At 55.1% G+C, this 25814-nt stretch carries 27 protein-coding genes; 16 read left to right on the top strand and 11 right to left on the bottom strand.

Annotated features, from left to right (window positions below; genetic code table 11):
• Nucleotides 1–71: 71 nt before the first annotated feature.
• Nucleotides 72–1073: a nickel/cobalt transporter gene (locus ACUN8H_RS05720; protein ID WP_445531194.1), complete on the top strand. Its 1002-nt coding sequence runs from the start codon at nt 72–74 to the stop codon at nt 1071–1073.
• A gap of 8 nt (nt 1074–1081) precedes the next feature.
• Here the strand turns inward: ACUN8H_RS05720 and ACUN8H_RS05725 are convergent, their stop codons facing one another.
• The gene (locus ACUN8H_RS05725) at nt 1082–1501 is read right to left on the bottom strand and encodes an HIT domain-containing protein (protein ID WP_445531195.1); all 420 of its coding nucleotides are present in this window, start codon (nt 1499–1501) and stop codon (nt 1082–1084) included.
• A gap of 172 nt (nt 1502–1673) precedes the next feature.
• Between ACUN8H_RS05725 and ACUN8H_RS05730 the strand changes: the two genes are divergently transcribed.
• Nucleotides 1674–1805 (top strand): entericidin A/B family lipoprotein, encoded by a 132-nt coding sequence (locus ACUN8H_RS05730; RefSeq protein WP_445531196.1) that lies wholly within the window; start codon nt 1674–1676, stop codon nt 1803–1805.
• A 183-nt stretch (nt 1806–1988) separates the two neighbouring features.
• Complete coding sequence (locus tag ACUN8H_RS05735) at nt 1989–2279, top strand: I78 family peptidase inhibitor (RefSeq protein WP_445531197.1); 291 nt, start codon at nt 1989–1991, stop codon at nt 2277–2279.
• A gap of 5 nt (nt 2280–2284) precedes the next feature.
• Here the strand turns inward: ACUN8H_RS05735 and ACUN8H_RS05740 are convergent, their stop codons facing one another.
• The 8 genes from ACUN8H_RS05740 to ACUN8H_RS05775 all read right to left on the bottom strand — a co-directional run bounded on the left by ACUN8H_RS05740 (nt 2285) and on the right by ACUN8H_RS05775 (nt 10129).
• Nucleotides 2285–2890 (bottom strand): LysE family translocator, encoded by a 606-nt coding sequence (locus tag ACUN8H_RS05740; protein ID WP_445531198.1) that lies wholly within the window; start codon nt 2888–2890, stop codon nt 2285–2287.
• A 75-nt stretch (nt 2891–2965) separates the two neighbouring features.
• A complete protein-coding gene (locus ACUN8H_RS05745; protein WP_445531199.1) occupies nt 2966–3970 on the bottom strand; it encodes an ion transporter in 1005 nt (334 codons plus the stop codon).
• Nucleotides 3971–4004: 34 nt separating this feature from the next.
• Nucleotides 4005–4544: an acyl-CoA thioesterase gene (locus ACUN8H_RS05750; RefSeq protein ID WP_445531200.1), complete on the bottom strand. Its 540-nt coding sequence runs from the start codon at nt 4542–4544 to the stop codon at nt 4005–4007.
• A 74-nt stretch (nt 4545–4618) separates the two neighbouring features.
• Nucleotides 4619–5929, bottom strand: coding sequence for a short-chain fatty acid transporter (locus tag ACUN8H_RS05755; RefSeq protein WP_445531201.1), 1311 nt, complete (start codon nt 5927–5929; stop codon nt 4619–4621).
• A 175-nt stretch (nt 5930–6104) separates the two neighbouring features.
• On the bottom strand, nt 6105–7394 hold the full coding sequence (locus ACUN8H_RS05760) for an MATE family efflux transporter (protein WP_445531202.1): 1290 nt from the start codon (nt 7392–7394) through the stop codon (nt 6105–6107).
• Between the two features lie 5 nt (nt 7395–7399).
• Nucleotides 7400–7648, bottom strand: a complete 249-nt coding sequence (locus ACUN8H_RS05765; RefSeq protein ID WP_008957577.1) for a YfhL family 4Fe-4S dicluster ferredoxin — start codon at nt 7646–7648, stop codon at nt 7400–7402.
• A 79-nt stretch (nt 7649–7727) separates the two neighbouring features.
• A complete protein-coding gene (coaD, locus tag ACUN8H_RS05770; RefSeq protein ID WP_445531203.1) occupies nt 7728–8222 on the bottom strand; it encodes a pantetheine-phosphate adenylyltransferase in 495 nt (164 codons plus the stop codon).
• Entirely contained in the window at nt 8222–10129 is a 1908-nt protein-coding gene (locus ACUN8H_RS05775; protein WP_445531204.1) for a beta-ketoacyl synthase, read from the bottom strand. The genes coaD and ACUN8H_RS05775 overlap by 1 nt, the downstream gene beginning before the upstream one ends.
• Before the next feature lie 181 nt (nt 10130–10310).
• Between ACUN8H_RS05775 and trmB the strand changes: the two genes are divergently transcribed.
• From trmB to ACUN8H_RS05805, 6 genes are all read left to right on the top strand, one after another.
• Nucleotides 10311–10976 carry a tRNA (guanine(46)-N(7))-methyltransferase TrmB gene (trmB, locus tag ACUN8H_RS05780; protein ID WP_445531205.1) on the top strand — a complete coding sequence of 222 codons (666 nt, stop codon included), beginning with the start codon at nt 10311–10313 and terminating at the stop codon, nt 10974–10976.
• Complete coding sequence (locus ACUN8H_RS05785; RefSeq protein ID WP_445531206.1) at nt 10973–11302, top strand: DMT family transporter; 330 nt, start codon at nt 10973–10975, stop codon at nt 11300–11302. The genes trmB and ACUN8H_RS05785 overlap by 4 nt, the downstream gene beginning before the upstream one ends.
• A gap of 27 nt (nt 11303–11329) precedes the next feature.
• Complete coding sequence (gene dacB, locus ACUN8H_RS05790) at nt 11330–12787, top strand: D-alanyl-D-alanine carboxypeptidase/D-alanyl-D-alanine endopeptidase (protein ID WP_445531207.1); 1458 nt, start codon at nt 11330–11332, stop codon at nt 12785–12787.
• Nucleotides 12788–12821: 34 nt separating this feature from the next.
• Entirely contained in the window at nt 12822–13193 is a 372-nt protein-coding gene (locus ACUN8H_RS05795; protein ID WP_445531208.1) for a diacylglycerol kinase, read from the top strand.
• Between the two features lie 48 nt (nt 13194–13241).
• Entirely contained in the window at nt 13242–16214 is a 2973-nt protein-coding gene (glnE, locus tag ACUN8H_RS05800) for a bifunctional [glutamate--ammonia ligase]-adenylyl-L-tyrosine phosphorylase/[glutamate--ammonia-ligase] adenylyltransferase (protein ID WP_445531209.1), read from the top strand.
• A gap of 66 nt (nt 16215–16280) precedes the next feature.
• Nucleotides 16281–17174 (top strand): AEC family transporter, encoded by an 894-nt coding sequence (locus ACUN8H_RS05805; RefSeq protein WP_445531210.1) that lies wholly within the window; start codon nt 16281–16283, stop codon nt 17172–17174.
• 27 nt (nt 17175–17201) lie between these two features.
• Here ACUN8H_RS05805 and ACUN8H_RS05810 read toward each other — a convergent pair whose 3' ends face one another.
• A complete protein-coding gene (locus tag ACUN8H_RS05810) occupies nt 17202–17576 on the bottom strand; it encodes a hypothetical protein (RefSeq protein WP_445531211.1) in 375 nt (124 codons plus the stop codon).
• 246 nt (nt 17577–17822) lie between these two features.
• Here ACUN8H_RS05810 and ACUN8H_RS05815 point away from each other — a divergent pair, with 246 nt between their 5' ends.
• The 7 genes from ACUN8H_RS05815 (at nt 17823) to ACUN8H_RS05845 (ending at nt 24839) form a co-directional block, all read left to right on the top strand.
• Entirely contained in the window at nt 17823–19448 is a 1626-nt protein-coding gene (locus tag ACUN8H_RS05815; RefSeq protein WP_445531212.1) for a BCCT family transporter, read from the top strand.
• 72 nt (nt 19449–19520) lie between these two features.
• A complete protein-coding gene (locus ACUN8H_RS05820; RefSeq protein ID WP_445531213.1) occupies nt 19521–19673 on the top strand; it encodes a hypothetical protein in 153 nt (50 codons plus the stop codon).
• A gap of 142 nt (nt 19674–19815) precedes the next feature.
• Complete coding sequence (locus ACUN8H_RS05825; protein WP_445531214.1) at nt 19816–21177, top strand: MFS transporter; 1362 nt, start codon at nt 19816–19818, stop codon at nt 21175–21177.
• An 89-nt stretch (nt 21178–21266) separates the two neighbouring features.
• Nucleotides 21267–21746 carry a retropepsin-like aspartic protease family protein gene (locus ACUN8H_RS05830; protein WP_445531215.1) on the top strand — a complete coding sequence of 160 codons (480 nt, stop codon included), beginning with the start codon at nt 21267–21269 and terminating at the stop codon, nt 21744–21746.
• Nucleotides 21747–21830: 84 nt separating this feature from the next.
• The gene (locus ACUN8H_RS05835; RefSeq protein WP_445531216.1) at nt 21831–22010 is read left to right on the top strand and encodes a PLDc N-terminal domain-containing protein; all 180 of its coding nucleotides are present in this window, start codon (nt 21831–21833) and stop codon (nt 22008–22010) included.
• A gap of 454 nt (nt 22011–22464) precedes the next feature.
• The gene (locus tag ACUN8H_RS05840) at nt 22465–23223 is read left to right on the top strand and encodes a response regulator (RefSeq protein WP_290696657.1); all 759 of its coding nucleotides are present in this window, start codon (nt 22465–22467) and stop codon (nt 23221–23223) included.
• Between the two features lie 20 nt (nt 23224–23243).
• Complete coding sequence (locus ACUN8H_RS05845) at nt 23244–24839, top strand: ATP-binding protein (RefSeq protein WP_445531217.1); 1596 nt, start codon at nt 23244–23246, stop codon at nt 24837–24839.
• Here ACUN8H_RS05845 and ACUN8H_RS05850 read toward each other — a convergent pair.
• Nucleotides 24802–25740 carry a LysR family transcriptional regulator gene (locus ACUN8H_RS05850; protein ID WP_445531218.1) on the bottom strand — a complete coding sequence of 313 codons (939 nt, stop codon included), beginning with the start codon at nt 25738–25740 and terminating at the stop codon, nt 24802–24804. The genes ACUN8H_RS05845 and ACUN8H_RS05850 overlap by 38 nt on opposite strands.
• Nucleotides 25741–25814 lie beyond the last annotated feature (74 nt).

Raw genomic sequence — 25814 nt, forward strand, 5'->3', positions numbered from 1 at the left:
GCCAAGCGTCGTCTATCGAATTTAGGCGTCTTTATGTTATTTTGTAACAATTGTAGCGCTGGAGCGGTGAGATGTTCATACCACGACCCTTTTCCCGCCATCTAGGGCTAATGATGGCGCTACTGCTGGTCGCAGTGGTGCTTATCGTTGTTTGGCAAGGTGGGTTTCAAAGCATGAGTTATCAGTTGCTTGGCTGGCAGCGCGACCTGCATCGCTCACTGACACTGGCGATTACCGAGCTTTCCCGCACTCCCACCATGGCGACATGGGTGACTCTGCTGAGTGTTAGCTTTGCCTACGGCGTTTTTCATGCCGCCGGGCCGGGGCATGGCAAGGCGGTATTGGCGACCTATTTAGCCACCCACGGTGGTGCACTCAAGCGCGCCCTGGGGCTTTCGTTTGCCGCTTCCCTACTGCAGGGAGTGACCGCCATCACGTTAGTGGTGGTGTTGGTATACGGCCTGGGCTGGATAACTCGGCAAGCGATGGGCAGTGTCGTTTGGGTGGAACAAGCCAGTTTTCTGCTAGTAGCGGCATTAGGAGGTTGGCTGTGTTGGCGGGCAATCAAGCAACTGCGCGCCGCCTATCAGACCCACAGTAATGACCACAGCCACAGCCACAGCCACAGCCATGATCATAGCCACTGCTGCGGCGGTGCACATCATATTGAACCGCAGCAGGCGCTAGATTGGCGGACGGCGCTCATGACGGTCGGCGCCATTGGCATGCGCCCCTGTAGCGGGGCGGTGTTAATGCTGGGGGCGGCCAGCCTGCTGGGCCAGTTCGAGGTGGGGGTGGCGTCTGTCGTGGCGATGTCGCTGGGTACGGGCATTACCGTTTCAGCGCTCGCACTGGCCAGTATATTAGCCCGCAACTGGGCACAACGGCGTTTGACCAAACAGCAGTCCAGCCAGCGGAGTGTGCAAAAGGCCACCGGCTGGCTGGCCTTTGCCGGTGGTGCAATGATTGTCTTCGTCGGCATTTCCCTTTGCGTGGCGGGCGCCGTACAGCCTCCAAGTGGGCCACTATTGAATGAGCCACCTACCCGACAAAGCCATCCTTTAACCGGGTAGCGGCTAGGCTACACTTCCAGTCCGTTGACGAGCGCCAGAAGCTGATCGTGTAAGGCCGCCTGGCTAGCAGGGTTATAGGGCTCGGCTGAGCCGTTACCCCATACCGGAGCAGGCCAAGTGGCGTCTGTGTGCCGCCGCAAAATGACATGAACATGCAGTTGGCTTACCACATTGCCCAATGCGGCAATGTTGATTTTGTCGCCCCCCAGCGCTGTTTTCATGGCGCCGCCGAGCTGCGAGGCCTCACGCCAAAGCTGCTGCTGGTCGGCGGCCGGAAGCTCAAACACTTCGCTGATAGCGGTATAGCGGGGAACCAGAATGACCCACAGGTAGCGTGCATCATTCATCAGCAGCACGCGGCTGAGGGGGAGTTCGGCGATGGGGAATGTGTCGGCCGCTAAGCGTTCATCAAGGGTGAAATCGTTCAAATGAGGGCTCCAGTCTGATAGATAGGCGTTTGATAGCATAGCAATTGCAATGCAATGTAGGGAAAGCGGGCACAATCAACAAAACGCTGTTACCCTAAAAAAGCTCCCAAGCGGCAATGAGAGTTGTCAGGGGAGTTTCCCGATGTTGAATGACTCGTTAAGGAGAACGTAAATGAAAAAATTATTAGCCATGAGCTTTGTGCTACTGATGACGGCGGGTGTTCTTACTGGTTGTAACACCATTTCTGGTGCAGGCCAGGATGTTGAAGAGGGCGGCCAAGCTGTCCAGGATGCGGCTAGTTAAGCTGCATTAGCACGTTAATATTCTCCATCGGGCCAGGTAAATACCTGGCCCGATGGTGAGTAGTGTTGGTATTTTCCTGTTCTGTTATTTGGAGACTCAAGGATGAAGCCCCGTACCACTCTGGCTAAATTCGCTTTAATAAGCACCTGCGCAATGCTGTTAACGGCATGCGTCAGTTCCCAAATGCCCATTTCCCCCGCCAATGACGATGTCGACGCAGCCCCACCGCCACCCACGGTAGCACCGGGCGCGGCCAACGATGAGCAGTCGGCTACCTGTGATTTAGCGGCTATCCAATACGCGGTAGGCGAGTCATTCGACGAAGCGAAAGTGACACAACTGCAAAGTGAGAGCAGTGCCCGTCAAGTACGCGTACTTCGCCCTGGCGACGCGGCGACGATGGATCATCGCCCGGATCGTTTGAATATTCATCTTGATGAACAAGAAGTGATTGAAGAATTGCGCTGCGGCTAACTAGCCTAGCGTAAAATCAGGATGACGCAGGCGGCGGTTAATATCCCCATGGTGATATTGAACGCTCTCCATGCGCCATCGCTTTTGATCCACTGGCCAATTGCAGTGCCAAAGGCCGCCCATAAAGCGATACACGGCAGTGCCACCATCTCAGCAAAACCCGCCAATACCAGCGCATTGACGACCGGCTGGCCGCTTTCAGGCAAGAAGCCAGCCATCAACGCAAGCCCCATCACCCACGCTTTCGGGTTAGCAAACTGAAACGCAGCCGCCTGCCAGAACGTTAACGGGACGCTATGTTCTCGTGCCTTTAAATTAGGAGGTGGCGCGCTGGCAATTTTCCAGGCCAAGTAGAGTAAATAAGCACTGCCTACCCAGCGTAGCGCCGTTTGAACAGCAGGATAACGCTCAAATAACACGCCTAAACCGAGAGCAATTGCCGCAAACAGTAAAAAGCAGCCGCCTAGGATTCCCCACATATGCGGTAGCGTGCGCTTAAAGCCGAAGTTGGCCCCAGAGGCGGTCAACATAATGTTGTTTGGCCCAGGCGTGAGTGTCATCGACATCATATAGAGCGCGGCAGGGCCCAGGATTAACCATTCGCTGTTCATTTAATTGTATCCTGCGATGTAAAGGTGCTGGGTTGTGCTGTATTTGAATAGCTAATGAATGAGCAATACTAATCACTAATCATAGCGATCTTTCCAACGTTGACGATTGACCTGCTCTTTGAGCATTTCGAGGATGTCGTACAGCATTTGTTCGGTCACCCGGTTGCTGCCTTCGTCCACGGTGAGCCAGGTATCGAAGCCGCTGTCGGCGGTGCGCTCCACTAAATTCTTAAACTCATCGGAGTGGATGCCAAGCAGTAGCTCATCCACCAGCCGCTGAGCAATACCGCTCAATGATGCCTCCATCGCACTGCTGGCCTGTTGCCCCATGGGCAGTCGGCGAAGACGCTGTATTTCAGGGCTTTCCCGCAGCGTTCGGCTGACTAAGTCATTAATCGCCGTCATGATAGCGTGGCGGTTGTGCTGGTAGGCCTTACCAATCGTGCTCTCCAGCCGCTGGGCGATCTCTTCAATCAACTGCGCTTTGCGGGGCATGATCACTCGGTCGATGACTCGCTCGGTCAGCGAGTCACTGGCGCAGATCTGCTGCTGAACATTGCCCAAGAGCTTTAAGGCGATACGGTCGGAAAGCTCTTCGAGCAAAATGTCATAATACTTGGCAAAAAAGAGAAACGTCTCCCAGCGGGTAACATCAATCATGCCCAACCGGTGAAGGCGATGGAGAAGCGATACGACACGCAGAATGCGCAGCAGACGGAAGCCCGAGAGGGGAATGCAGCCCAGCACGTCGTACCAGTGCACGAAAGGGTAGAAGAACCAGCGGTGGTAACGCCGTTCGGCAATTGCAATGGACCACCCTAGCAACACATCGGCAATAAAAAAGCTCACAAACACTAAGTCGATGGCAATAAAACGGCTATGAATGGTGTCATCGTAAAAGGAGTAGAAACCTGGCGCGATGCTGGCAATGCCTTGGTTGATTGGACCTAGTAAAAACAGCGAATCAAACAGCAGCAGCGCGAGGTTCACCACCACGAGCGTCAAAATAAAAAAATCCCAACCGATATGGGCGTATTCGACCGCTTTAGGCAGGTGCGGGTAGCGTTCCCTGACAGGCATGCGAACTCCTTGTGGAGGGATCATTCAATGGTCGTTAACGAGCCTGCGACTGATGCTGCTGCTGGGTCAATAGCTCTTCTCGCTCTGCCTGTTTACGTAACTTTTTGCGCAAAGCAGCTTTTTCAAAACGCAGCTTTTGCAGCGGTGTTGCCAAACTGAGTGGCGGTACGCTGGCGGGCTTGCCATCAGCATCCACCGCGACCATGGTGAGGTAACAGCTGTTGGTATGGCGTATCAATTTATTGCGGATATCTTCGGCGACCACCTTAATGCCAACTTCCATCGACGAACGCCCAACATGATTGACGCTGGCTAAAAAAGTGACCAGTTCACCTACATGAATCGGCTGTTTGAACAGTACCTGATCGACCGATAGCGTCACCACATAGTGACCCGAGTAGCGACTGGCGCAGGCAAACGCGACTTCATCCAGCTTTTTAAGAATAGCCCCGCCGTGCACTTTGCCGCTGAAATTCGCCATATCAGGGGTCATTAAGACAGTCATTGATAGTTCATGCTGCCCAGGCAAGGCAGTACTGACTGCGGCGCTGGTGATGCTTTCCGTTTCGGACATGCGGTCTTCCCTCTACTAACACTGCCTGCCGCCAAGCAGGGGAAGCCAAGCGGCAGGCAGCGATTAGGTGTTTTTTAAAACCAGACTAGGCCGACTGAAATGATAATGCCGGTGATAAAGAGCTGGATTAGGCAGAAACCCATAATATCTTTCGCCTTCAGCCCCGCAATCGCAAGTACCGGCAGTGCCCAGAAGGGTTGCAGCAGGTTGGTCCAGGCATCGCCCCAAGCGACCGCCATGGCCACCCGCGAGATATCGGCACCCAAGGCTTGCGCAGCAGGCAGCATCACCGGTGCTTGAACCGCCCATTGTCCACCCCCGGAAGGTACAAACAGGTTCACAATCCCAGCGCTGATAAATGACCAGAAGGGGAGCGACGTAGCGGTGGCAAACGATACCAGCCATTCAGACATGCTTTCCGCCAAGCCTGATTGCACCATGATGGCCATGATGCCAGCGTAAAACGGGAACTGAATAACAATGCCCGCACCGCCTTTGATCGCTTCGTTCAAACTCTTAAGCAGGTTACGTGGTGTACGATGAAGCACGATGGCTAAAAACAGAAACAGGAAATTGACGACGTTAAGGTTCAGGCCGCCACCGCGTAACAGGAAGTGGTCAAGCAGAAATAGCAGCCCTGGTACACCGACCAATAAAGACAGCGTTAAGCTGTTTTCTAAACGTTCTGCCGGGCGAGTAATGCGGCCCACTGGCTCAGGCTCATCATCAAGTAGGCTAGGGTCGACGTAGACGCTATCTTTCTCATCCGGCAGCATCATGCGGTTGACCAGCGGGATGGCAATAAACAGACAAGCCACAATAGCGAGGTTAAAAAAGGCAAAAATCGTTGAGCCGGTGCTGATGACCCCAATCTGATCGGCGGAAAAGTGCCCTTCAGTGGCAATGGTGAGCGGTATCGAGCCTGCCAAACCGCCGTGCCATACGACAAAGCCCGAATAGGCACTGGCAACTAACAAGCGATAGTCAACGCGAATCAGGCGGGCCAACTCTTTCGCAAACAGCGCGCCGACCACGAGACCGAACCCCCAGTTAATCCAGCTGGCAGCCAAAGAAACCAGGGTCACCAGAATAATGGCGCCACCGGGCGATTTAGCAGTACCGGCAATTTTTTGCAGAATGCGCTTTACCGGTGGCGAGCTGGCCAGCATAAAGCCGGTCACCAGTACCAACAGCATTTGCATTGAGAAGGTTAATAACCCCCAGAAGCCATCTCCCCAGAAGCGCAGCACCGCCAATGGTGTTTGACGCTCGATGGCAATCGCCGCCACTGAGGCGATTAACGTCAGTAGTAGAACGAAAATATAGGGGTCGGGCAGATAGCGCTCCACCAGCTTTACAGCCGGTTTTGAGATCATTTTAAGCATAGGATGCTCTCTTTATTCATTATTAGTAAGTACCTAGTCAGTGTCTTGCTAGTCAATGTCCTGCTAGTCAGTGTCTAGGAAGTGCATGGCTAATATACGGGGGAGCGCGCTGTTTTTCACGTTGAAGCTGCCCGATGCACCTCACGTTAACGCAGTTACCGGTGTCGCGCCCGTTCTAGCGCCAGTAGGTGCGACGATAACGGCGATAATAGTGAATCAAGACCGCCGAGCGAACCAGTGTAAAGAGCATGAACGCAAACCAAAGGCCATGATTGCCAAGCCCTTGGGTCATCCACCAAGCGGGGAGGTAAGCGGCGAGGCCAACAAAGATGCTATTACGCATTTCACGCACGGCGGTGGTGCCAATGAACACCCCATCCAGTAAATAGCTCCATACCGCAATCAGCGGCATCATGACCATCCAAGGCAAATAGTGCGCGGCGGTCGCGCGCACCTCTTCAAGGCTGGTGAGTAGCGCGATTAAGCCATTGCCGCCTAGCGCAAACAGCACCCCAGCGGCGACCGCGGTCCAGAACGAGAAACCTGCGGCGGCGCGCACGGTGGCGGCAAATTCATGCCAATCCTGGCGCCCATAGGCACGCCCGATCAAGGATTCAGCGGCGTGGGCAAACCCATCCAGAGCGTAGCTGGTCAGCATAATGAACTGCAGTAGCACGGCGTTGGCCGCCAGCACCGTATCGCCTTGGCGTGCGCCCTGGGCGGTAAAGAACGCCATGGCGAAGAGCAGGCCTAGCGTGCGCACGAAGAGGTTGGCATTAACGTTGAACAGCGCGCTATAAGCGGCCAGCGCGAACAAGCGCTCGCGCAAAAAGTGCCCATCAAGTAGCGTTAGCTGACGCAGTACCAGATAGCTGCCAAAGGCCAGTGCGCTGTAGTCGGCGATAACGCTAGCCCAGGCCACGCCGTTGCTGGTCATATCAAGGCCTACGACGAACCATAGGTCGAGTACGATATTGACGCTATTGGTGAGCAGCAGAATCATCAGCGTGACGCGGGAATTTTGCTGGCCCAAAAACCAGCCCAGAATGGCGTAGTTGGCGAGTACTGCAGGCGCCGACCAGAGCCTTATATGGGCGTACTCGCGCGCTAAGTCGGTCGCCACCTCGCTGCCGTCCAGCAGCCATAGTCCTAAAGAAACCAGCGGGGAGGCAAAGACAATCAGCAGCGCGCCAATCACCAGTGCCATTATCAGGGATTGCCCCAGCAGGTTGCGCACATCGGTGTCGCTTGCGCGGCCCATGGCTTGCGCGACTAACCCGGTGGTGCCCATGCGCAAAAAACCAAAGCCCCAATAGAGAAAGCTGAACAGGGTCGCACCCAGGGTAACGCCCGCCAGATAGCGAGAGTCGGGCAGGTGTCCGACCACAGCGGTATCCACCAAACCGAGTAACGGAACGGTGATATTAGAAAGAATGATTGGCCAAGCGAGGGTCCAAATCCGCATGTGGCTTAAGCAGCCGTGATGATGCGGTACTTCTTCATCAGCTGTTCTTGGCTTTCGTGGCGTTCTGGGTCGAGGGGGATACAGTCCACCGGGCAAACCTGCTGGCATTGAGGCTCGTCATAGTGGCCCACGCACTCGGTGCATAGGTTAGGATCGATGACATAGATCTCCTCGCCTGGGGAGATCGCATCATTGGGGCATTCGGGCTCGCAGACGTCGCAATTAATGCACTCGTCAGTAATCATCAGGGCCATGGGCATACCTCGCAGATGGCATTTACACGCGGGCTATTATAACGCAATACCCGAGTGTTTTACTCAACAATAGCGTTGGCTAGCTAGTGTAGTGCTTACGCAGCGCTTCGGCGACCTGTGGATGCACCAAGCGAGAAACATCGCCACCTAATTTGGCAATTTCACGCACGATGGTGGAAGAAATATACGAATTTTCCACCGCTGGGGTTAAAAAAACGCTTTCAAGCTCCGGATTTTGCGCCCGGTTCATGTTGGCAAGCTGCAGCTCGTACTCAAAATCAGAAACCGCGCGCAAGCCACGCAGAATGATGGTCGCGCCTTGCTCGTGCATCATCGTGGTCAGTAGGGTGGAAAAGCCGATAACCTCTACGTTGGGTAACGACGCACACACCTTTTTTACCAGTGCCATGCGCGTCTCCAGATCAAGATTGGGGCTTTTGCCGGGGCTTGCCGCTACTGCGATGACCACTTTGTCGAACATGCGCGCACCGCGCTCAATCAGGTCGAAGTGGCCATTGGTGATCGGGTCGAAGGTGCCTGGGTAGACGGCGATATTGACTTTGCCGCTGCTCATCACGATGTCTCCTCGTCCAGACGGCCAAACGGGTTGTCACTGGTGAGCGACACCGCGTGGTCGTAACCGGGAATGTGAATCCGGTCGGCATGAATAGCCAACTCCGGCCCTTCCAATACCGCTTCACCAAACTGATAGCGTGGCGCATAGTGGCCATGGTCGGCTTGAGCAAGATAGCTCGCTGCCGCTTCGCGCGTAGCCTCACGACGCTCTTTCCAGGCACTGATCGCCGCGGCACCGTGGCGCTGGGCTAGTAAACGCTCGGTCACCGCAGGCGAGAGCACGACGCCAGTGGCGTTGTTGCCGCCGAAGCCTTTGGCATTGATAAAGGCAGCGTCTGCGCGAAATGTTTGTGCCGTTTGCGAAAAACGCAACCGCTCGGCATAGACATCGTCGGCGACCGCATCAAGCGTGGGAATGCCTGGCAAGAGGTCGTGAGCAAAGCTGCCCAAAGCGCTCGCGAGCTGATCCCCCGCCGCCGATCCCTGCGAATGGCCGATAAACGCTTTGATTGCCACGACTGGCCAGTCTCTGATCCCGTTAGCACGCGCAATTTCATCGAACACGTGGGATTCGGTAATGCGATTTTTTGGTGTGCTGGTGCCGTGAGCGTGCAAAAAGCTGCGCTCTTTAAGGGCTTTTTCGCCGAGCATATCGTGCACCAGCGCGGCCGCCTTGCCGAGCGTGATGTAGTTGCCGATGCCCGGTGCCGAGATCGAGCGCTTATAACCGTCTGCGTTGACGAACACCTCTGGCACCGCGCCCAGAATATCCGCACCCACCTCTAAGGCGAGGGAATCATCCATCAGCAGCACAAACTGGCTGGCTTCTGCCATGGTAAAGCCACAGTTGCGCGCAAACGGGCGACAGGCGCGCTGGTAATCGCTATCAGTAAGCAGCTCAAGCGCGTCAAGCGCTTTTAACCCAGCATCGTCGGCGAGTGCGCCCATCGCCCGGAAGCCTTCGATGATTTCCGGAGTGATCGGCGCATCCGCCGTGCCTACCATCACCACGCGGCGCCGCCCGGCGCGAATGTCATCAATGCCCAGGCGTAGGTTATAGAGAAAACTGGCGCAGGCGCCTAGCGCCGCGCCGGTACCGCCCACGCTGCCGAGTACATAGGCGTTCAAAAAGTCGGCGGGCATTTGCCCATAGCCCAGCGGCATTTGCTTGGAAGTGGCCCGCTGGCCAGTCACCAAGCTCTTTAGCAAGCCCCCCCAGCCCTGGTCATCCAACTGACCAATGGAGTTGCCGGCGTAAACGGCAATATGATCCGGGTTTAACTGTTGGCGCAGCGCTTCCCAAGATAGGCCGCTGGCGCCCAAACAGTCGCTGGCGCCAAATACCGCCAGGGAAAGACCGCGCGGATGGTGCACGCTGCGATAGAGACTGGCAGGGTCGAAACCGCTGGGTAGCTGTGCCGCTGCGCGTACCTTGGGCACCTGCGCATCAGGCAATAACACCTCTAATACCCCTGCGGGCACGCTGACCTCTACCTCGCGGGCATCGATATCGCGCACCTGCCAATCGGCTGGCAAGTTTTCGGGCAACTGGCGGCGACGCAGGGTGAAGCGCATCGGCTCGGCGAATTGCATACTGGCCTGTCGATTAGACGGTAGGCCAGGGTCGAGAAAACGCGGATCTTCATTGCGTCTGATCAGAGTGTGGTGCAACACCCGATCACGCAGCGTCTGAGCCGGGGCCTCTACGGACTGGCCTTGGCTGTCCTGCCACCCCTTTTCTGAGTGCTCTACTAGGCGCATTAGCGCCGCCAAGCCTTCGATTGTCTGGCGTTGCTGGTCAGCAGGGAGGGCATCAAGCACCGTGCGGCGGAAGGCCTGATGGCCAGAGGTTCTGCCAGCGGAATTGATGCCGCCCATGCCGACAATCACCGGTAAGTGTGACAAGCCGGGTTCCTCGTGATGCGGTGGTGGTAATAATGATTATTGGCAATGCTCTAAGCCTACTTGGCTAAAAGCGATGCGCTTAATAAGTACGTTAGGCGTGATCATAGCACCGGCCACGCAACGGCGTCATGCCGCAAGCGCTCGAGACTGATAGAATCACGTTTTTTAGCCGAGAGATGGCATGCAGCATAATTCTCGACCAGTGACCTCTAACCAGCCAGGCCCGCATCACGATCTAGCGCGCCGGGTCAGCCGAGCGCTGGCCCACCCGTTGCGTAAGCCGGTCGCCGCGCATACTCAGCACAGCTTTGCCCAGGCGGCCGAGTGGCTCGCCAGTCGCCAGGCACCGTTGATACTGGATTCAGGCTGTGGCGTGGGTGTATCGACACGCCACTTGGCGCTGCGGTTCCCTGCACATGCCGTGATGGGGATCGATCGCAGCGAAGATCGCTTGGGGCGTGATCATGGTGAGTTGCCCGACAATGCACTGCTGGTGCGCGCGGATCTGGTCGATTTCTGGCGTTTGGCTTATCAGGCGGGCTGGGTGCCAGAACATCACTATCTGTTATATCCCAATCCTTACCCCAAAGCAGGGCATCTAAAAATGCGCTGGCATGGCCATGCGGTTTTACCCACACTGTTGGCGCTTGGCGGACACCTTGAGTTGCGCTCAAATTGGGCACTTTACGTTGAGGAATTCGCATTAGCGGTGGCGCAGGTAACCGGCCAGCAGGCGGCGGTGTCTGAATTTACCCCTGGAGGTGACTTTTTAACGCCGTTTGAGGCGAAGTATGCGCAAAGCGGTCAAGCGCTTTGGCGGTTACGCGTTGATTTGGAGCGAACATGACATTTGTCTATTTGGTATTAGCGATCGTGGCCGAAGTGATCGCCACCAGTGCTTTAAAGGCCTCCATCGGTTTCACACGCCCAGTGCCGAGCATCATCGTGGTGGTTGGCTATGGGCTTGCTTTTTACCTGCTCAGCCTAGTGTTGCGCACGCTGCCCGTTGGGGTTGCCTATGCGATTTGGGCGGGTTTGGGCATTGTGTTGGTCACGCTCGTCGGCATTGTGGTGTTTGGTGAAAAGCCCGATTTACCCGCAGTGATGGGTATTGGCTTGATTGTGGCGGGTGTGGTGATGCTGCAAGTGTTTTCCAAAATGAATGTGCACTGAGGTATTTTAATGGGTTCTTTGTTTGCTATGAAACGTCTGCAGCGCTGGTCGCTGGTCGCTGGAGTTGCCAGCCTGGCCTTGTGCGCTAGTACCAGCCTATTGGCTGATTTCAACCGACTGAGCCAACTGCAGAACAAAGGCTTTTCGATTAGTGCTGAAGCGCGCTTGCTCGATGCCGATACGGGAGGCAATGCGCTGCTGGGTAGCATCAATCCCGAGCGTCAATTGTCACCTGCTTCCGTCACCAAGGCGTATTTATCGGCAGCGGCGCTGACCCGTTTTGGCCCGCAGCACCGCTTTACCAGTCAATTGGTAAGCGCCGCTGGCGTCGATAGTGGCGTGCTGCGCGGTGATTTGGTGTTTGAGGGCGGGGGGGATCCTGGGCTTACCACTGAAAATCTGTGGCGCTTGGTGCAGCGGCTGCACTTAGCGGGCGTGCGCGAGGTGCAAGGAGCGTTAGTGGTGAGCCAATGGCGTTTCGGGCCGGTGGACTGTATTACCACGGATCGCTGTGATGCCCTCACCCGGGTTGCCAACGCCTATAGCGCGCCGCTTTCGTCAGCCGGCGTTAATTTTGGCAGTTGGTGCGTCAATGTTGCTCCTGCCGCTCGCGCCGGTGAGCCGGCCCGGGTGGGAATGTGCGATAGCCAAGCGTCGCTGATCACCATCGATAACCAGGTGGTCACTCGCCCCGCCAATAGCGGCACCGAGATTAGCGCTGAGCGCCTCACTGACGAGCGCGGTGACGTGATGCGCTTGACGGGACAAATATCCACTAACGCGATAGCCCGCGATGTCTATCGCGGTGCCAGCGATGCGGCGGAGAAAACTGCTCAAGTGCTTATGGGTATGTTGAATCAGGCGGGTATTCAAGTGCGCGACCCTTGGCGGGTCAGTTCGACACAGCCGCCCAGCACGGCGCAACGCTTGGCCGCCGTCGACAGCCAGCCCCTGCAAGAATTAGTGCTGCGGATCATGAATTATTCCAATAACTACATGGCCGATGTGCTGGCACTCGATCTCGTTGGAACGCCTCAAGCGCAGTTACGTCAGGCAGGCCAAGCCATTGAGTCTTATGGGCAGCAACTGCCTGGGCATGGGCCGTTAACCCTGTACAGTGGCAGCGGGCTGACCACGGAGAACCGCACTTCGGCACAGGGGATAAACGTGATGCTCGAAGACATGTTTCGTCAAAGTTCACTGTTTCCAAGCTTTGTGGCCGCTTTTCAGTCGCCAGCCAACGGCGTCATGCGCTTTATTCGGCGGGGATCAAACACGTTTCAAAACAATGTCATGCTAAAAACCGGTACCCTGAACCAACCCTTTGCCGTGCGCGCGGCGGCAGGCTATTTTCGGACGGCACAAGGGCGCTGGGGGGTATTCAGCGTCATGGTCAATGGCAGCGGTAGCACGCCGTACTTAAGCTGGTCCGAGGTGCTGGATCCATTATCCCTGGATCTGGACGCGATGATTTTAGCGAACTGATTCCCCTTTACGCTCACAAGGTGAGGCGATCTGCATGAAACCTGGGCATACCGGTTTAACCCACTTGGTTCACTCTACGCGCTATTCATGGAAGGGGCTCAAAGCAGCGTTTAGGAATGAGGCGGCTTTTCGCCAAGAAGTCGTGATTACGGCGCTGCTGCTACCTTTTGCCTGGTGGATCGGCGACAGCATCATCAGTTGGCTACTGCTGGTGAGTAGCCTGTTTTTCGTATTGATCGTCGAGCTCTTGAACAGTGCGATTGAAAACGTGGTGGATCGCATCGGTACCGAGCACCATGAGTTGTCCGGTCGGGCTAAGGATATCGGCTCGGCCGCCGTTATGCTGTCGCTCATCATGGCCGGCCTTACTTGGGGGCTATTGGGTTGGGAAAAGTTTTTTAGCTAAGCTGATTTAAGCGCTAAACGTTTTTAATACGCTGGTAGTGAGGTAGTTATGCATATAAACGACGATTTTTTACCGTTGTCGACGCTGCCAGCGTCGTTACAAACAGCCACGCAAGCCGCTTGGCAACGTTTGAGTGAGGCACTCACCCAAGCTGACAACGTGGCGGAAATGACCAAGCAGGAGCTGCCTTCAAGTAGTTGGCAGGGGCTTTCGGAGCAGCGCCGGGAAGCCCTTGCCAGAGTGCTGGCTATCTCCACCTTTGCGCTGGACACCCTAGCCCGCTATCCGCAGTGGCTGGCTGAGCTGGATATTGCCGGTGAATTGGACATAAACCCCGGGCGAGATGAGCTGGCCAGTTGGCTGATGGAGTCACTGGAGAGTGCCGAAGACGAAGCCGCGATGCAGCGGGTGATTCGACGCTTTCGCCGCAAGCACATGTTGGGGATTATCTGGCGTGATCTAAATCGCAGCGCCGATGACACCATGTGGGAGACGGCAAAAGCCGTCTCTGAAATGGCCGAGATCTGCTTGGAAGCCGCATTGAGCTGGCTGGAACAGTTTTATGCCCTGCGCTGGGGAGAGCCTGCGCCACGTAAAGATGGCACGCCTCAGCGGCTGGTCGTGCTGGGGATGGGCAAACTGGGCGCGGGTGAGCTGAATCTCTCCTCCGATATCGACCTTATTTTTGCATTCCCCGAAAAGGGGGAAACCCAGGGCGGACGCAAGCCTTTAGAACACCAGGAGTACTTTACCAAGCTGGGACAAAAACTGATCGCAGCTCTGGACGCTATGACAGCGGATGGTTTCGCATTCCGCGTCGACATGCGGCTTAGACCACTAGGCGATGGCGGTCCGTTGGTCGGCAGTTTCGCCATGCTCTCAAGCTATTACCAGGATCAAGGGCGCGAGTGGGAGCGCTACGCAATGCTCAAAGCCCGCCCGGTGGCGGGGGACCTGGACGCAGGCAGCGAGCTACTGGCCGGTTTGCGCCCCTTTGTGTATCGCCGCTATCTCGATTTCGGGGCGATCGAGTCGTTGCGCGAACTGAAGGCAATGATCAATCGCGAAGTAAAGCGCAAAGGCATGCAGAACAATATCAAACTCGGCCCTGGTGGTATTCGTGAGGTTGAGTTCGTGGTGCAGGCCTTTCAACTGATTCGCGGCGGCCGTGATACGGAGCTGCAGGTAACGTCGCTAAAAACCGCGTTGAACCGCTTGCCTGAGTTGGGGTTGTTGCCGCAAGCCGTCGTCGATGAGCTGTTGCCAGACTATGCCTTTTTGCGCGATGTAGAGCACGCGCTTCAAGCGCTGGAAGATCGTCAGACCCAAACCCTGCCCAGCGATGACAGCGACCGCGAGCGCGTGGCTTTCGCCATGGGGCATGAAGATTGGCCTGGGTTGATTGCAAGGCTTGATGAAGTAAGGGAACGGGTTCGCCAGCACTTTGATGCGGTGATCGCAGACCCCGAAGAGGATGTCGAAGAGGCCAACGATGATAGCCAGCTCGGCCTTGCTCAGTGGCGGCTGATTTGGCGCGGCGAGCTAGAAGCGGAGGAGGCCAGCGCGCACCTTGCGGAGGCGGGCTTTAACGAACCGGAAAAAGCCTTAAAGCGGCTGCAGAGCCTTTACCATTCACGCCAAGTGCAGAGTATGCAGCGGATTGGCTTTGAGCGGTTAGACGCGTTGATGCCCCTGTTGCTGGATGCGGTGTCAGAAAATGACGCACCGGATACGGCTCTGGTGCGGGTGCAGCCGCTCATCGAAGCTGTTTTGCGGCGGACGGCTTATCTCGCGCTATTGCGTGAAAATCCCCAGGCGCTTGAACACCTGATGCGGCTGTGTGCTGCCAGCCCCTGGATCGCCGAACAGCTCTCGCGTTACCCCATCCTGCTTGATGAATTGCTAACCCCGGAAACGCTATATACCCCGGCCGATAAAGCGCGCTTGGCCGATGAGCTGCGACAAACGCTCAATCGCTTGCCAGAAGATGACGAAGAGGCACAGCTAGAGGCGCTGCGCGTGTTTAAACATGCGCAAACGCTTCATGTGGCGGCTTCCGATATCATGGGTACCCGGCATCTAATGAAAGTAAGCGATTACTTAACGTTTATTGCCGAGGTCATTCTCGATGCGGTGCTGGCGATGGCGTGGAAACATATCACCCGTAAGCATGGGGTCCCTGAAGGTCTTGACGCGGGCGAAGCAGCGTTTCTGATTGTCGGCTACGGCAAGCTGGGAGGCATTGAGCTAGGTTATAGTTCAGATTTAGACTTGGTTTTTCTCCACGACAGCGATGGTCAAGGCACGACTGACGGCCCAAGGCCCATTGATACCGCGGTGTTTTTTACCCGCCTGGGGCAGCGCATTATTCACTTGCTTACCGCAGTAACGCCCACAGGCACGCTTTATGAAGTCGATATGCGACTCAGGCCTTCAGGTAATTCAGGGTTACTGGTGACCTCACTCAAAGCGTTTGCCGATTATCAGCGCCAGAATGCCTGGACCTGGGAGCATCAGGCATTAGTACGCGCCCGCGTGGTGGCGGGTAGCGATACGCTGGCCGACAAATTCAGCCAGCTGAGGGGCGACATTTTAGGCGGTGAGCGGGACAACGCCGTGCTGCGCGACGAGGTCGTCAAGATGCGGCAAAAAATGCGCGACCATCTTGGCAGTAAAGCGACCAGTGGTACGTTTAATATCAAACACGATGCGGGCGGTATGGTAGACATTGAGTTTCTCTGCCAATACGCGGTGCTAGCACTCGCTCACCAAACCCCTGAGTTACTTACTTACAGCGACAACATCCGGATTTTAGAGAGCCTGACCGAAAGTGGGCACTTACCTCATGAAGAAGCTGAGCGACTGCGCGAGGCGTATCTAGCCTATCGGAGTGCTACCCACCGAGCAGCGCTTACTGGCGAAAAAGCGCTTACTGATGGCGAAGAGTTTCGCGAACATCGCAACACTGTCACCGCGCTCTGGCAGCGCTTTCTTGAGCCACCAGCCGCCAATAATAACTAATCGGCAAACGGGTCACACTGACAAGGACGACACAATGAAGCCATGGCGTCAGGCGGGGTGGCCCGTATGATAGGACATATTCTGGCCACGCTACTGCCGGTATTTTTAATTGCCGGTTGTGGCGCTGCCTATGGGCACTACCGGAAGCCCGATATTCGCAGCCTTAATACGCTCAATATGGAGCTGTTCGTTCCTCTGCTGGTCTTTGCGGTGCTGGCGGATCGGCAAGCGCCGCTAGCGGAGTACGCCTGGCTTGCAACAGCGGCGGTGGCCGTGGTGTTAGGGTCAGGCGTTGTACTGTGGCCGTTGGCGAAATGGCTCAAGCTGGATATTAAAACCTTTCTTCCGCCCATGATGTTCAATAATTCGGGCAACATGGGGGTGCCGCTACTGGTGCTGGCCTTTGGGCCTGATGCGCTGCCAGCCGCGGTGGTAGTGTTTATTGTTGAGATGCTACTGCACTTCTCGGTGGGGCTTTATATGTTAAACCCGCGTACTTCGCTATGGCGCATGCTGCGTATGCCTATCGTGTTGGCGAGTGTGGCGGGGTTAGCAGTCAACCTCAGCGGCATGCCGCTACCAAGTTGGCTGCTGGAAGCCATGCGTATGCTGGGCGAAATAAGTATACCGTTGATGCTGTTTGCATTAGGCGTACGGCTGCTGGAAATTGACTTTAGTGATTGGCGAACAGGCATGCTGGGAGCCGTACTCTGCCCGCTTTCCGGGTTAGTGATTGCGTTGCCATTAATGTGGTTGCTGCCAATGAACGCGTTGCAGGCAGCGGTGCTGCTGGTGTTTGCAGCGCTACCTCCCGCAGTATTGAATTACTTGGTGGCAGAGCAGTACCAGCTGGCGCCACAGAAAGTGGCCTCGCTGGTACTGATTGGCAATCTGGGGAGCTTGGTGGTAATGCCGCTGACGTTAGCCGCGGCATTCACGTGGATACATGCACCACTTTAATTGGCGTTGCAATGAGTGACTACGTTCTTAACGATCATTTTTAACTTCGTAACTGCCTTCTAACGCGTCCTGATGATCTGGCCGACGATGAGGCGACGCCTGCGGAGAAGCATGTCCTTGTTGAGAATAGCCGCCACCAATATCTTGAGCCTGTTGGGCACGTAGCTGCTCCATACGTTTTTTCATTTTATGGCGTACAAAGGGCATCATCGCCCAGCCAATAAATAAGAAAAACAGGCCAAGCACCACACCTACTAACATCAACGCACCAAACGCCAGCCACGTAAACAGTAGTTTGAGACTGCCTGCCAAGCCATTGGGCTGGGTTTGCGCGGCGCGGGCGCGCCATTGGTTTGCCGCTTGCCATGCTGCGTTGCGTTGGTCGCGATTCATCTGTGGCATGAGAGCCTCCATCGGTTATTCGCATCCATTGGAACACAGTAGGTCTCGCAAGTTCATTGCCGGTTTAAGCGAAGAAGGCGCGAAGCTGCCAGCCTAGCGCCAGGCCTGCTAACAATGCGGTAAGGTTTTTCAGATGTTACTATTAAGCTGTACAAGGTGCGTTTGGTTGTACAAGCATTCGCTTAGTGTGCAGTGCTTCTCTAAACAGTGCTTCTCTAAACAGAGCTCATCTAACAGGACGGTTATATGGCTAATCATGGAGGCAAGTCGGTTTTCATCGCATCGGTGGTGATTATCTTTGGCTTGGTAATAGTCGGAGCATCCTTTCCAGAAGGTTTTGCTAATGTCGCGGAAAGCGCATTGACGACCATTACCGGTCTATTTGGATGGTTTTATCTATTTTCAGTTTTTGGATTTGTGATTTTTCTTTTTGGCTTAGCGCTGAGTAAATACGGTAAAGTTCGCTTGGGGCCGCAGGACAGTCGTCCTAATTATACGTTTTTTTCGTGGATAAGCATGCTGCTGGCCGCGGGCTTCGGTGTTGGCCTAGTGTTCTATGGCATGGCGGAACCCATGTTTCATTTTATTGAGCCCCCCTATGGGGATAGAGCCGCCGAAACCGAAGCGGCAGCACGCTATGCTATTCAATACAGCTATTTTAACTGGGGCATACACCAGTGGGCGGCCTTCTCCATTGTGGGGCTGATCATTGCCTATTTCCAGTTCCGCAAAGGGCAGGCGGGGCTTGTCTCTTCGGTGTTGTCGTCAATAACGGCAAAAAATCCTAAGGTGCGCCCCTATGCCTCTTGGTTGGACGTATTTGCAGTGGTGGCCACTGTAATGGGGGTGGCTACTTCGCTCGGCTTGGGTGTACTGCAAATGAACGGCGGCTTGAATGCCGTGTTCGGCCTTCCTGAAAACGGTCTTTGGCAGTTTATTATTCTGTTCGTCATGTTCTGTGCTTACATGGCATCCACTTGGTCGGGGCTAGACAAAGGCATCAAGCGTCTTTCTAATCTCAACATGGTGTTATGCATTGGTTTGATGCTGTACGTGCTGTTCACTGGCCCCACCGTTGCGATACTCGAAACGATTACCGTGGGGATTGGCGATTACCTGCAGAATTTCATCGGAATGAGCCTGCGTATTTCGCCGTACAGTGATAATGAGTGGGCGAGCAGTTGGACGATTTTCTACTGGGCCTGGGTGATTGCCTGGTCGCCCTTTGTAGGCACCTTCATTGCTCGCGTATCGCGTGGCCGTACTATTAAAGAGTATGTCTTTGGGGTGCTGTTTGTTCCGCCACTATTAGCCTGTTTGTGGATTGGCGTATTTGGTGGGGCGGCGCTTCAGATGGAGTTGAACGGTACGGATGTCGGCTTGGCAGCGGCGACCCAGAATAATATAACGGTGGCACTGTTCGAGATGTTCGACTTAATGCCATTTTCGGGTGTGCTGTCGGTGGTCGCCATGATGTTGATCTTTATTTTTCTGGTCACCTCAGCAGACTCCGCCTCGTACATTGTGGCGCAAATGACCGATAATGGTTCGATCAACCCACCGCTGTATAAGCGCGTTATTTGGGGGGTGCTGATTGCGGCGATCTGCCTGACGCTGATTGCCTCGGGTGGTTTAACAGGCCTGCAATCGGCGTCGGTGCTATCGGCACTGCCGTTCACCTTTATCCTGTATATGATGGTGTTCGTGCTGGTGCAGGAATTGCGAGCAGACCGTAAAGCTATGCTGACGCAGCTCTATCGCCGCCATGGTGAAACGCCCGTGGGTGCTGACGCCTTTGAGGCCGAGCTTTTAGGCGAAGAAGAGCGCCTACGCCGTGCCCCCAGTGTAGTCAACCGGCGCATTAATAGTTAGCATCGCTAGAAACAGGCAAGCTTTCGGTGCTGGGAGCTTGCCATTTCAGGAGCATAAAAACATGGAGCGAAGATGCTAATGGCTCGGCAAGGCCGCCATGGAGCAACGCGAAGGCAGCCAAAAGGCGTGGCCTTTGACCGTTGGCTTGATCGGGTAGTGACCGTGGCCGTGCTGACTGCACTGGTGGTTGGTCTGGCCGCTGTGGCTGCCCACTGGTTGCTCTAACGCTGTTAATATTTCCCCATGTTGTGTGGATACGCCTGGCTTCAAGCCGGGCGTTTGTTTGTTTTAAGCGTTTATGACCCTGCCGTGGCGTCCTGCTAGCGGTACCTGCTAGGCTTACGCCTTCCCCTGTGAGAGAAAACCAATGCTGTCTGCTAACACTGCTAAGGCGACGGATGGCTACGCATCGCGTCGAGAAATTTTTGGCTGGGCGATGTTTGATTTTGCCAATCAGGCCTATACGTTGCTCATCATTACCGTCGTGTTTGGCGAGCTCTTTACCACGGTGATTGTGGGCGATCGAGGCGACGACTTTCGGCTTGCCAACTTCTTATGGAGCCTAGCTCTGGCAGTGAGCTATCTGATGGTGGTGATCACGGCCCCCTTATGCGGCGCGATCATGGACTATCGGGCAGAGAAAAAGCGTTTTCTGTTGATAAGCTATTTCGCCACGGTGGCTACCACGGCCATGCTTTACTTTGTTGAGCCCGGCTTCGTCATCATTGGCCTGTTATTGATTGTGCTGTCTAACTACGCCTATTCCATGGGGGAGTCGTTTATTGCCGCCTTTTTACCTGAGCTTGGGCCGCCGGAGTCGCTGGGGAAAATTTCCGGGTTCGGTTGGGCACTGGGCTACATCGGGGGGTTATTCGCCGCCGGTTTCACCCTGGTGGTGTTAGGTGAGGCAAGCGCTGACAACTTTGAACGCATCCGCTGGGTGGGCCCCTTCGCTGCGGGGTTTTTCCTGATTACCGCTATCCCCACTTTTTTATGGTTAAAAGAGCGCGGTACGCCCCAGCCTCACGGCGTCTCGTATCGTCATATTGCCTTGAAACGCGTGACCTCCACGCTGCATGAATTGCGCTACTTTAAAGACCTGACCACTTTTTTAGTGTCGCTGCTGTTCTCGATGGCGGGGGTCTACATCATTATCGCCTTTGCGTTTATTTACGGTGCTCAAGTGATCGGCTGGGATGAAGGCGTACGCAATATTATGTTCGTTATTGTTCAAGTCACTGCGGCGGCGGGGGCGCTAGGGTTTGGATGGATACAGGATCGATTAGGGGCCAAGCATACTTACCAAATAACGCTGGCGCTTTGGGTGCTGGCGATTATTGCTATTTGGGCGACGCCTGAGGTGACGCAGTGGGTCAATGGACATTTTGAGGTGCAGTGGCAGGCTCAATACGTTTTTCTCGTAGTGGGCTGCTTGGCAGGGCTCAGCCTGGGCTCTAGCCAATCCGCCAGCCGGGCCCTGGTTGGCCTGTTTTCACCGCTAGGTAAATCGGCCGAGTTTTTCGGTTTCTGGGGGCTGGCGAATAAGTTGGCAGGGGTGTTTGGTATCGTCATGCTGGGTGTGCTCCAAACGCTTATCGGCTTGCAAGCGTCTATCCTGTTATGTGTGGCTTTGTTCGTTATTGCGATGCTGATTTGTGCCAAGGTTAACGAGCGCCGGGGCCGCGAAGCTGCACTTGCATGGGAAAGCCAGTCGTCATCTCAGCATTAATAAGGGCTCGATGAGAGGCGCTGACCTCAGCGAGGTGAACGATGTTGACGCACACAGCAACGCCAAGAGCACAGCGAGGTGGCATCGTTATGATGCTACTGTTTTGGGTGCTATTAATGGCGGTGGGCACATGGTGGATACATGGCGGCTTGGAAGAAATGATGCGCCCCAATGCCAATATCGTGCATACCCTGCCTGCCGGTGAACCAATTACGTTAAAGCGTAATCGGGCCGGGCATTTTGAAGCACCTGGCCGTATCAATGGTGAGCCCGTCACCTTTTTGCTCGATACGGGTGCCACCTATGTGGCGATACCGGGCGGCTTAGCCGATGAGTTGGGCTTGGCGCCGGGGCGAAGCGCTTGGTTCAATACCGCCAATGGCCGAGTAGAAGGTAGCTTGACCGAACTGGACGAGGTTTCACTGGGCGGTTTAACAGTGCAGAATGTACAGGGGTCTATTAGCCCAGGCATGGAGCGCGATACCGTCCTGCTCGGCATGAGTTTTTTGAATCTTTTGTCGATTGAAATGCAGGCAGGTGAAATGGTGTTGAGCCTTCCGGAGCAGTGAACTCAGCTTGTGAAGGTGGCGGTAATAGGAAGTAGTAAACAGCTAGGTTTCAGAAACAGAGTGCCAACACGCTAAGGAGTTGCTATGGGCATTGAAGTAGGTGGTTTATTAGGGTTAATTTGGCTTGTTATCGTTATTTGGGCCATTGTAAAAGTGGCTAAAAGCGGCGCAGGTGGTGTTGCCAAGCTCATTTGGATCTTGGTACTGCTATTTTTCCCGCTGATTGGTTTAATTGCGTGGTTCCTGTTTGGCCCAAAAGGGTAATCGTGGGATAGCCATGACGAAAAAAGGCAGGCCTATGATGGCCTGCCTTTTTGGTAACTCGAGTAATCAGTAATAGATAAAGATTACTCAGTCGTGTCATTTCCTTCACCGGGCGGTGCTTTATAATGCCCAGGTATTTTTAGCTTTTCCCCGTTGGGCAGGTCACGCACTTGGGTTGGAATGTAAACACGTTTAATAACACTTTTCGTTTTGCTACTTCCCATGGCAGGTTCCTCCTGTCAAATTGTCGACAGTTAGCGTTTTCACATTAGCGCCCGTTGGTGTGAGAATCAAGTGTCTGGCCTAATACCGCCATCAATAAACGTAACGGTAACGACAGTAGCAGGTGTTTTGATGGTTTTGAGGTATCCTGAGAGCCAACAATAGGGCACCTGCATTGAAACTGCGTGAGCGGGTGAGAAAATAAACAGCCTAAGCGGAGTGCAAAAAGAGGATGGTAGATCACTTGGAACAGCAATTTCAGGCGCTTGAATCGCAAGAGCCTGTTATGCCTGACTATCCCGATCAAGATCATGTCCTGATCATTGAAGATGATCAGCGCCTGGCCGAACTTACCCGGGATTACTTGGAAGCAAACGGCTTCCAAGTAACGCTGGAGGCGGATGGGTCTAAAGGGGTTGATCGTATTTTAACCCTGCAGCCCGATTTAGTAATTTTAGATTTAATGCTGCCAGGGGAAGATGGCTTGGCGATTTGCCGCCGCGTTAGACCTAATTTTGCTGGGCCGATCATGATGCTGACGGCGCGCACTGACGATCTGGATCAAGTCTTGGGGCTTGAAATGGGCGCTGATGATTATGTGCCAAAACCCGTTCAACCTCGCGTATTGCTGGCACGTATGCGGGCGTTATTACGCCGCGCTGATGGGCCAGCACCGGATGGCGAAATGCGGTTGCGCTTTGAAAACCTAGAGATCGATAATGCCACGCGCGAAGCATGGCTTTCTGGCGAGCGCATTGATTTAACCAGTGCTGAGTTTGACCTGCTTTGGCTACTGGGCCGCAACGCTGGCCGCGTGCTTACCCGCGAAGAGATATTTAGCGACTTACGCGGCATTAAGTATGATGGGCAAGATCGCTCTATTGATGTGCGTGTGTCGCGTATTCGACCCAAAATTGGCGATGACCCGAATCAACCCCACCGAATCAAAACCGTGCGCAGTAAAGGTTATCTCTTCGTTAAAGACAGTTGATCACTCAGAGGGAAAGCATCATGCGGCGGGTGCTCAGTAACGGCTCGTTCTTAAGGTTCTATTTGTTGCTGGGCGTAGCGCTTTTAGTCGTGTTTGTGATCGCATTGGCAGGACGTTCGTTTATCGAACAGGTGCGCCGCGAAGACTACCGTGAACAGCTTGCTTCACTGCCCATGTCGCTGATGACGCAACAATTGGCCGACCTACCCGTAGGCCAGCGTAATATCCTGCTTGCGCGTTTTTCTGAGCAGCTTGAGTTGCAATTGTCTTTACAGCCCATCAACGAGGCGGACTTAGGCTACTTCGAGCGCTCACGCCTTGAGCAAGGTAAAATACTGGTGGCTGAAAGCCCGTGGTTACTACAGCAACGCTTACCCGGTGATACGTGGTTGCTGCAAGCCAGGCTCGAAGACTGGAGTGAGCATCAATGGTACGGCAGCATCGCGCTGTTAGGTGATTGGCTGGCGGCGGCGCCCGATGATGAGCGTGAAAACCGCATCGCCCAACTGCGCCCAGGCAGTTGGCCGCTGCAGTTGGTGTCTGAATTGCCAACAGGGCTATCGACGCAACAACAAGCCCAGTTGGCCAGCGGCAGCGTGATCACTCGGTTAGTGTCTGACAGTCTTTCTATCACACTGCTCTATCAACTGCCGGGCGAATCCCAATGGTTAACGGCGGGGCCTATTTCCCGCGGCGACACACTGCCCCCGAATCTTCACCTGCCGCTTCTGGTGGGGCTGATGATCGTACTCAGCCTGATTATCTACTTGATTATGCGCAGCATTGAAGCCCGTATGGCGCGCCTAGAGCTGGCCGCGACAAGGATTGCCAGTGGCCGACTGGAAACCCGTGTGAAAGTGGAAAGCGGCGATTTTTTAGGCCGGTTAGGCATGGCGTTTAACGGCATGGCCAATCAAGTGCAGAGTCTCTTACGGGGACAGCAAGAGATGATACGGGCGGTATCTCATGAACTGCGCACCCCGGTCGCCCGCATTCGCTTTGCTGTGCAAATGGTCGAGGACATGACCGAACAGCCCGCTATTCGCCGCCAGTTGCAGGGCATAGATGCCGATATTGCCGAGCTGGATGAGTTGGTCGATGAAATTCTCACCTACGCACGCTTAGGGGGAGAATCGGTGAATGGTGCCGAGCTTGAAACTGCTCTGGTAGAGTGCCGTGCCATGGCCGAGCGGGTAATTGATACGCTTTCCCCGCTGCACAAAGGCTTGGCGTTAACGCTTGCCGCTGGCCCTGAAATCGAGCTGATGGCGGAGCCTCGCTATCTTCAGCGCGCCCTGCAGAATTTAGTCGGTAACGCCTGTCGGCATGCCAAGTCTCAGGTAGTGATTCAGCTGTGGGATGAGCCCCATTTGGTGCGTATCGACGTTGAAGATGATGGCCCCGGCATCCCGCCCGAAGCACGCGCGGATATTTTTAAACCCTTCGCCCGGCTGGATGACAGCCGCGCCCGCAGCTCTGGCGGCTACGGGTTGGGGCTTTCGATCGTGCAGAAAATCATGGCCGGGCACGGTGGCAGTGTGACCATCGACACCAGTCCTTCCCTGGGTGGTGCGCGCTTTACGCTGCTGGTTCCTCGTCGCGATCCGCTGGCTTAACCCCCGTGAGGACCGCAAAGGATGTTTCCCGCGCGGTGCGCAAGAAATCCTGCATCCACGGCGCTTCGCGCGTCTCTTCGCGAATCGCCGCATACAGCGTACTCCAGACTCCCTGCTCGCCTAGCTTCACTGCGCTAACGTAATCGCGTTCTAAATATTCGGTGAGCGCCCAGTTGGGCAGTGCGCAGACGCCGCGCCCGCTGGCCACTAGTTGCATCATCATAATGGTCAATTCGGCGGTGCGGATCTCCCGCGGGCGTACATTCGCCGGTTGCAAGAATTGGGTGAAAATATCCAACCGTGATTGCTCAACGGGGTACGTGATCAAGGTTTCATCCGCCAGCGCCTGGGGCTCAATGAAGCCCTGGCCTGCAAACGCGTGCTGGCGGGCGACGGCTAATAATCCCTCATAGCGAAACAGCGGCGCGTAGTGAATGCCGTCAAGAGGTTGGGGGTCGGCGGTAATCACTAGATCCAACTGCTCGCGGGCAAGCGCCGGAAGGGGATCAAAGTGATGGCCACTGGGAATGTCGATTTCAACCTCTGGCCAATGGTCGCGAAAGTAATCTACCGTCGGCATTAGCCACTGAAAACAGCTATGGCACTCAATAGCCATGTGCAAACGCCCTTGCTCGGTGCCTGCTAAGCGCGCCAAATCCCGCTCCGCTTTGCGTACCTCAGGCAGTACCTGGTCGGCTAAGGCGAGTAGCCGTAAGCCTGCGCGAGTGAATTCCACCGGGCGGGTTTTGCGTACGAATAGCGGACTATTCACGCGGTTCTCCAAATCTTTCAGCTGGTGAGAAAGCGCCGATTGGGTCAAATGCACGCGCTCGGCAGCATCGACCAAAGAGCCGGTTTCGCGCAGCGCCAGCAGGGTGCGTAGATGCCGTAATTCAATCATTGTGAGTGTTTTTCATCTTTACTATTAGAAACTTTAGTTTGATTCACTAAGATGTGGTGCCCAGACTGTGCGAA

This window comes from Vreelandella sp. V005, assembly GCF_052645115.1.

Bases quoted from the DNA above. Each gene is read 5' to 3' on its own strand.
- ACUN8H_RS05720 (WP_445531194.1), top strand. From the start codon at position 72: ATGTTCATACCACGACCCTTTTCCCGCCATCTAGGGCTAATGATGGCG.
- ACUN8H_RS05730 (WP_445531196.1), top strand. From the start codon at position 1,674: ATGAAAAAATTATTAGCCATGAGCTTTGTGCTACTGATGACGGCGGGT.
- ACUN8H_RS05735 (WP_445531197.1), top strand. From the start codon at position 1,989: ATGCCCATTTCCCCCGCCAATGACGATGTCGACGCAGCCCCACCGCCA.
- ACUN8H_RS05740 (WP_445531198.1), bottom strand. From the start codon at position 2,890: ATGAACAGCGAATGGTTAATCCTGGGCCCTGCCGCGCTCTATATGATG.
- ACUN8H_RS05745 (WP_445531199.1), bottom strand. From the start codon at position 3,970: ATGCCTGTCAGGGAACGCTACCCGCACCTGCCTAAAGCGGTCGAATAC.
- ACUN8H_RS05750 (WP_445531200.1), bottom strand. From the start codon at position 4,544: ATGTCCGAAACGGAAAGCATCACCAGCGCCGCAGTCAGTACTGCCTTG.
- ACUN8H_RS05755 (WP_445531201.1), bottom strand. From the start codon at position 5,929: ATGCTTAAAATGATCTCAAAACCGGCTGTAAAGCTGGTGGAGCGCTAT.
- ACUN8H_RS05760 (WP_445531202.1), bottom strand. From the start codon at position 7,394: ATGCGGATTTGGACCCTCGCTTGGCCAATCATTCTTTCTAATATCACC.
- ACUN8H_RS05765 (WP_008957577.1), bottom strand. From the start codon at position 7,648: ATGGCCCTGATGATTACTGACGAGTGCATTAATTGCGACGTCTGCGAG.
- coaD (WP_445531203.1), bottom strand. From the start codon at position 8,222: ATGAGCAGCGGCAAAGTCAATATCGCCGTCTACCCAGGCACCTTCGAC.
- trmB (WP_445531205.1), top strand. From the start codon at position 10,311: ATGCAGCATAATTCTCGACCAGTGACCTCTAACCAGCCAGGCCCGCAT.
- ACUN8H_RS05785 (WP_445531206.1), top strand. From the start codon at position 10,973: ATGACATTTGTCTATTTGGTATTAGCGATCGTGGCCGAAGTGATCGCC.
- dacB (WP_445531207.1), top strand. From the start codon at position 11,330: ATGAAACGTCTGCAGCGCTGGTCGCTGGTCGCTGGAGTTGCCAGCCTG.
- ACUN8H_RS05795 (WP_445531208.1), top strand. From the start codon at position 12,822: ATGAAACCTGGGCATACCGGTTTAACCCACTTGGTTCACTCTACGCGC.
- glnE (WP_445531209.1), top strand. From the start codon at position 13,242: ATGCATATAAACGACGATTTTTTACCGTTGTCGACGCTGCCAGCGTCG.
- ACUN8H_RS05805 (WP_445531210.1), top strand. From the start codon at position 16,281: ATGATAGGACATATTCTGGCCACGCTACTGCCGGTATTTTTAATTGCC.
- ACUN8H_RS05810 (WP_445531211.1), bottom strand. From the start codon at position 17,576: ATGCCACAGATGAATCGCGACCAACGCAACGCAGCATGGCAAGCGGCA.
- ACUN8H_RS05815 (WP_445531212.1), top strand. From the start codon at position 17,823: ATGGCTAATCATGGAGGCAAGTCGGTTTTCATCGCATCGGTGGTGATT.
- ACUN8H_RS05820 (WP_445531213.1), top strand. From the start codon at position 19,521: ATGCTAATGGCTCGGCAAGGCCGCCATGGAGCAACGCGAAGGCAGCCA.
- ACUN8H_RS05825 (WP_445531214.1), top strand. From the start codon at position 19,816: ATGCTGTCTGCTAACACTGCTAAGGCGACGGATGGCTACGCATCGCGT.
- ACUN8H_RS05830 (WP_445531215.1), top strand. From the start codon at position 21,267: ATGATGCTACTGTTTTGGGTGCTATTAATGGCGGTGGGCACATGGTGG.
- ACUN8H_RS05835 (WP_445531216.1), top strand. From the start codon at position 21,831: ATGGGCATTGAAGTAGGTGGTTTATTAGGGTTAATTTGGCTTGTTATC.
- ACUN8H_RS05840 (WP_290696657.1), top strand. From the start codon at position 22,465: ATGGTAGATCACTTGGAACAGCAATTTCAGGCGCTTGAATCGCAAGAG.
- ACUN8H_RS05845 (WP_445531217.1), top strand. From the start codon at position 23,244: ATGCGGCGGGTGCTCAGTAACGGCTCGTTCTTAAGGTTCTATTTGTTG.
- ACUN8H_RS05850 (WP_445531218.1), bottom strand. From the start codon at position 25,740: ATGATTGAATTACGGCATCTACGCACCCTGCTGGCGCTGCGCGAAACC.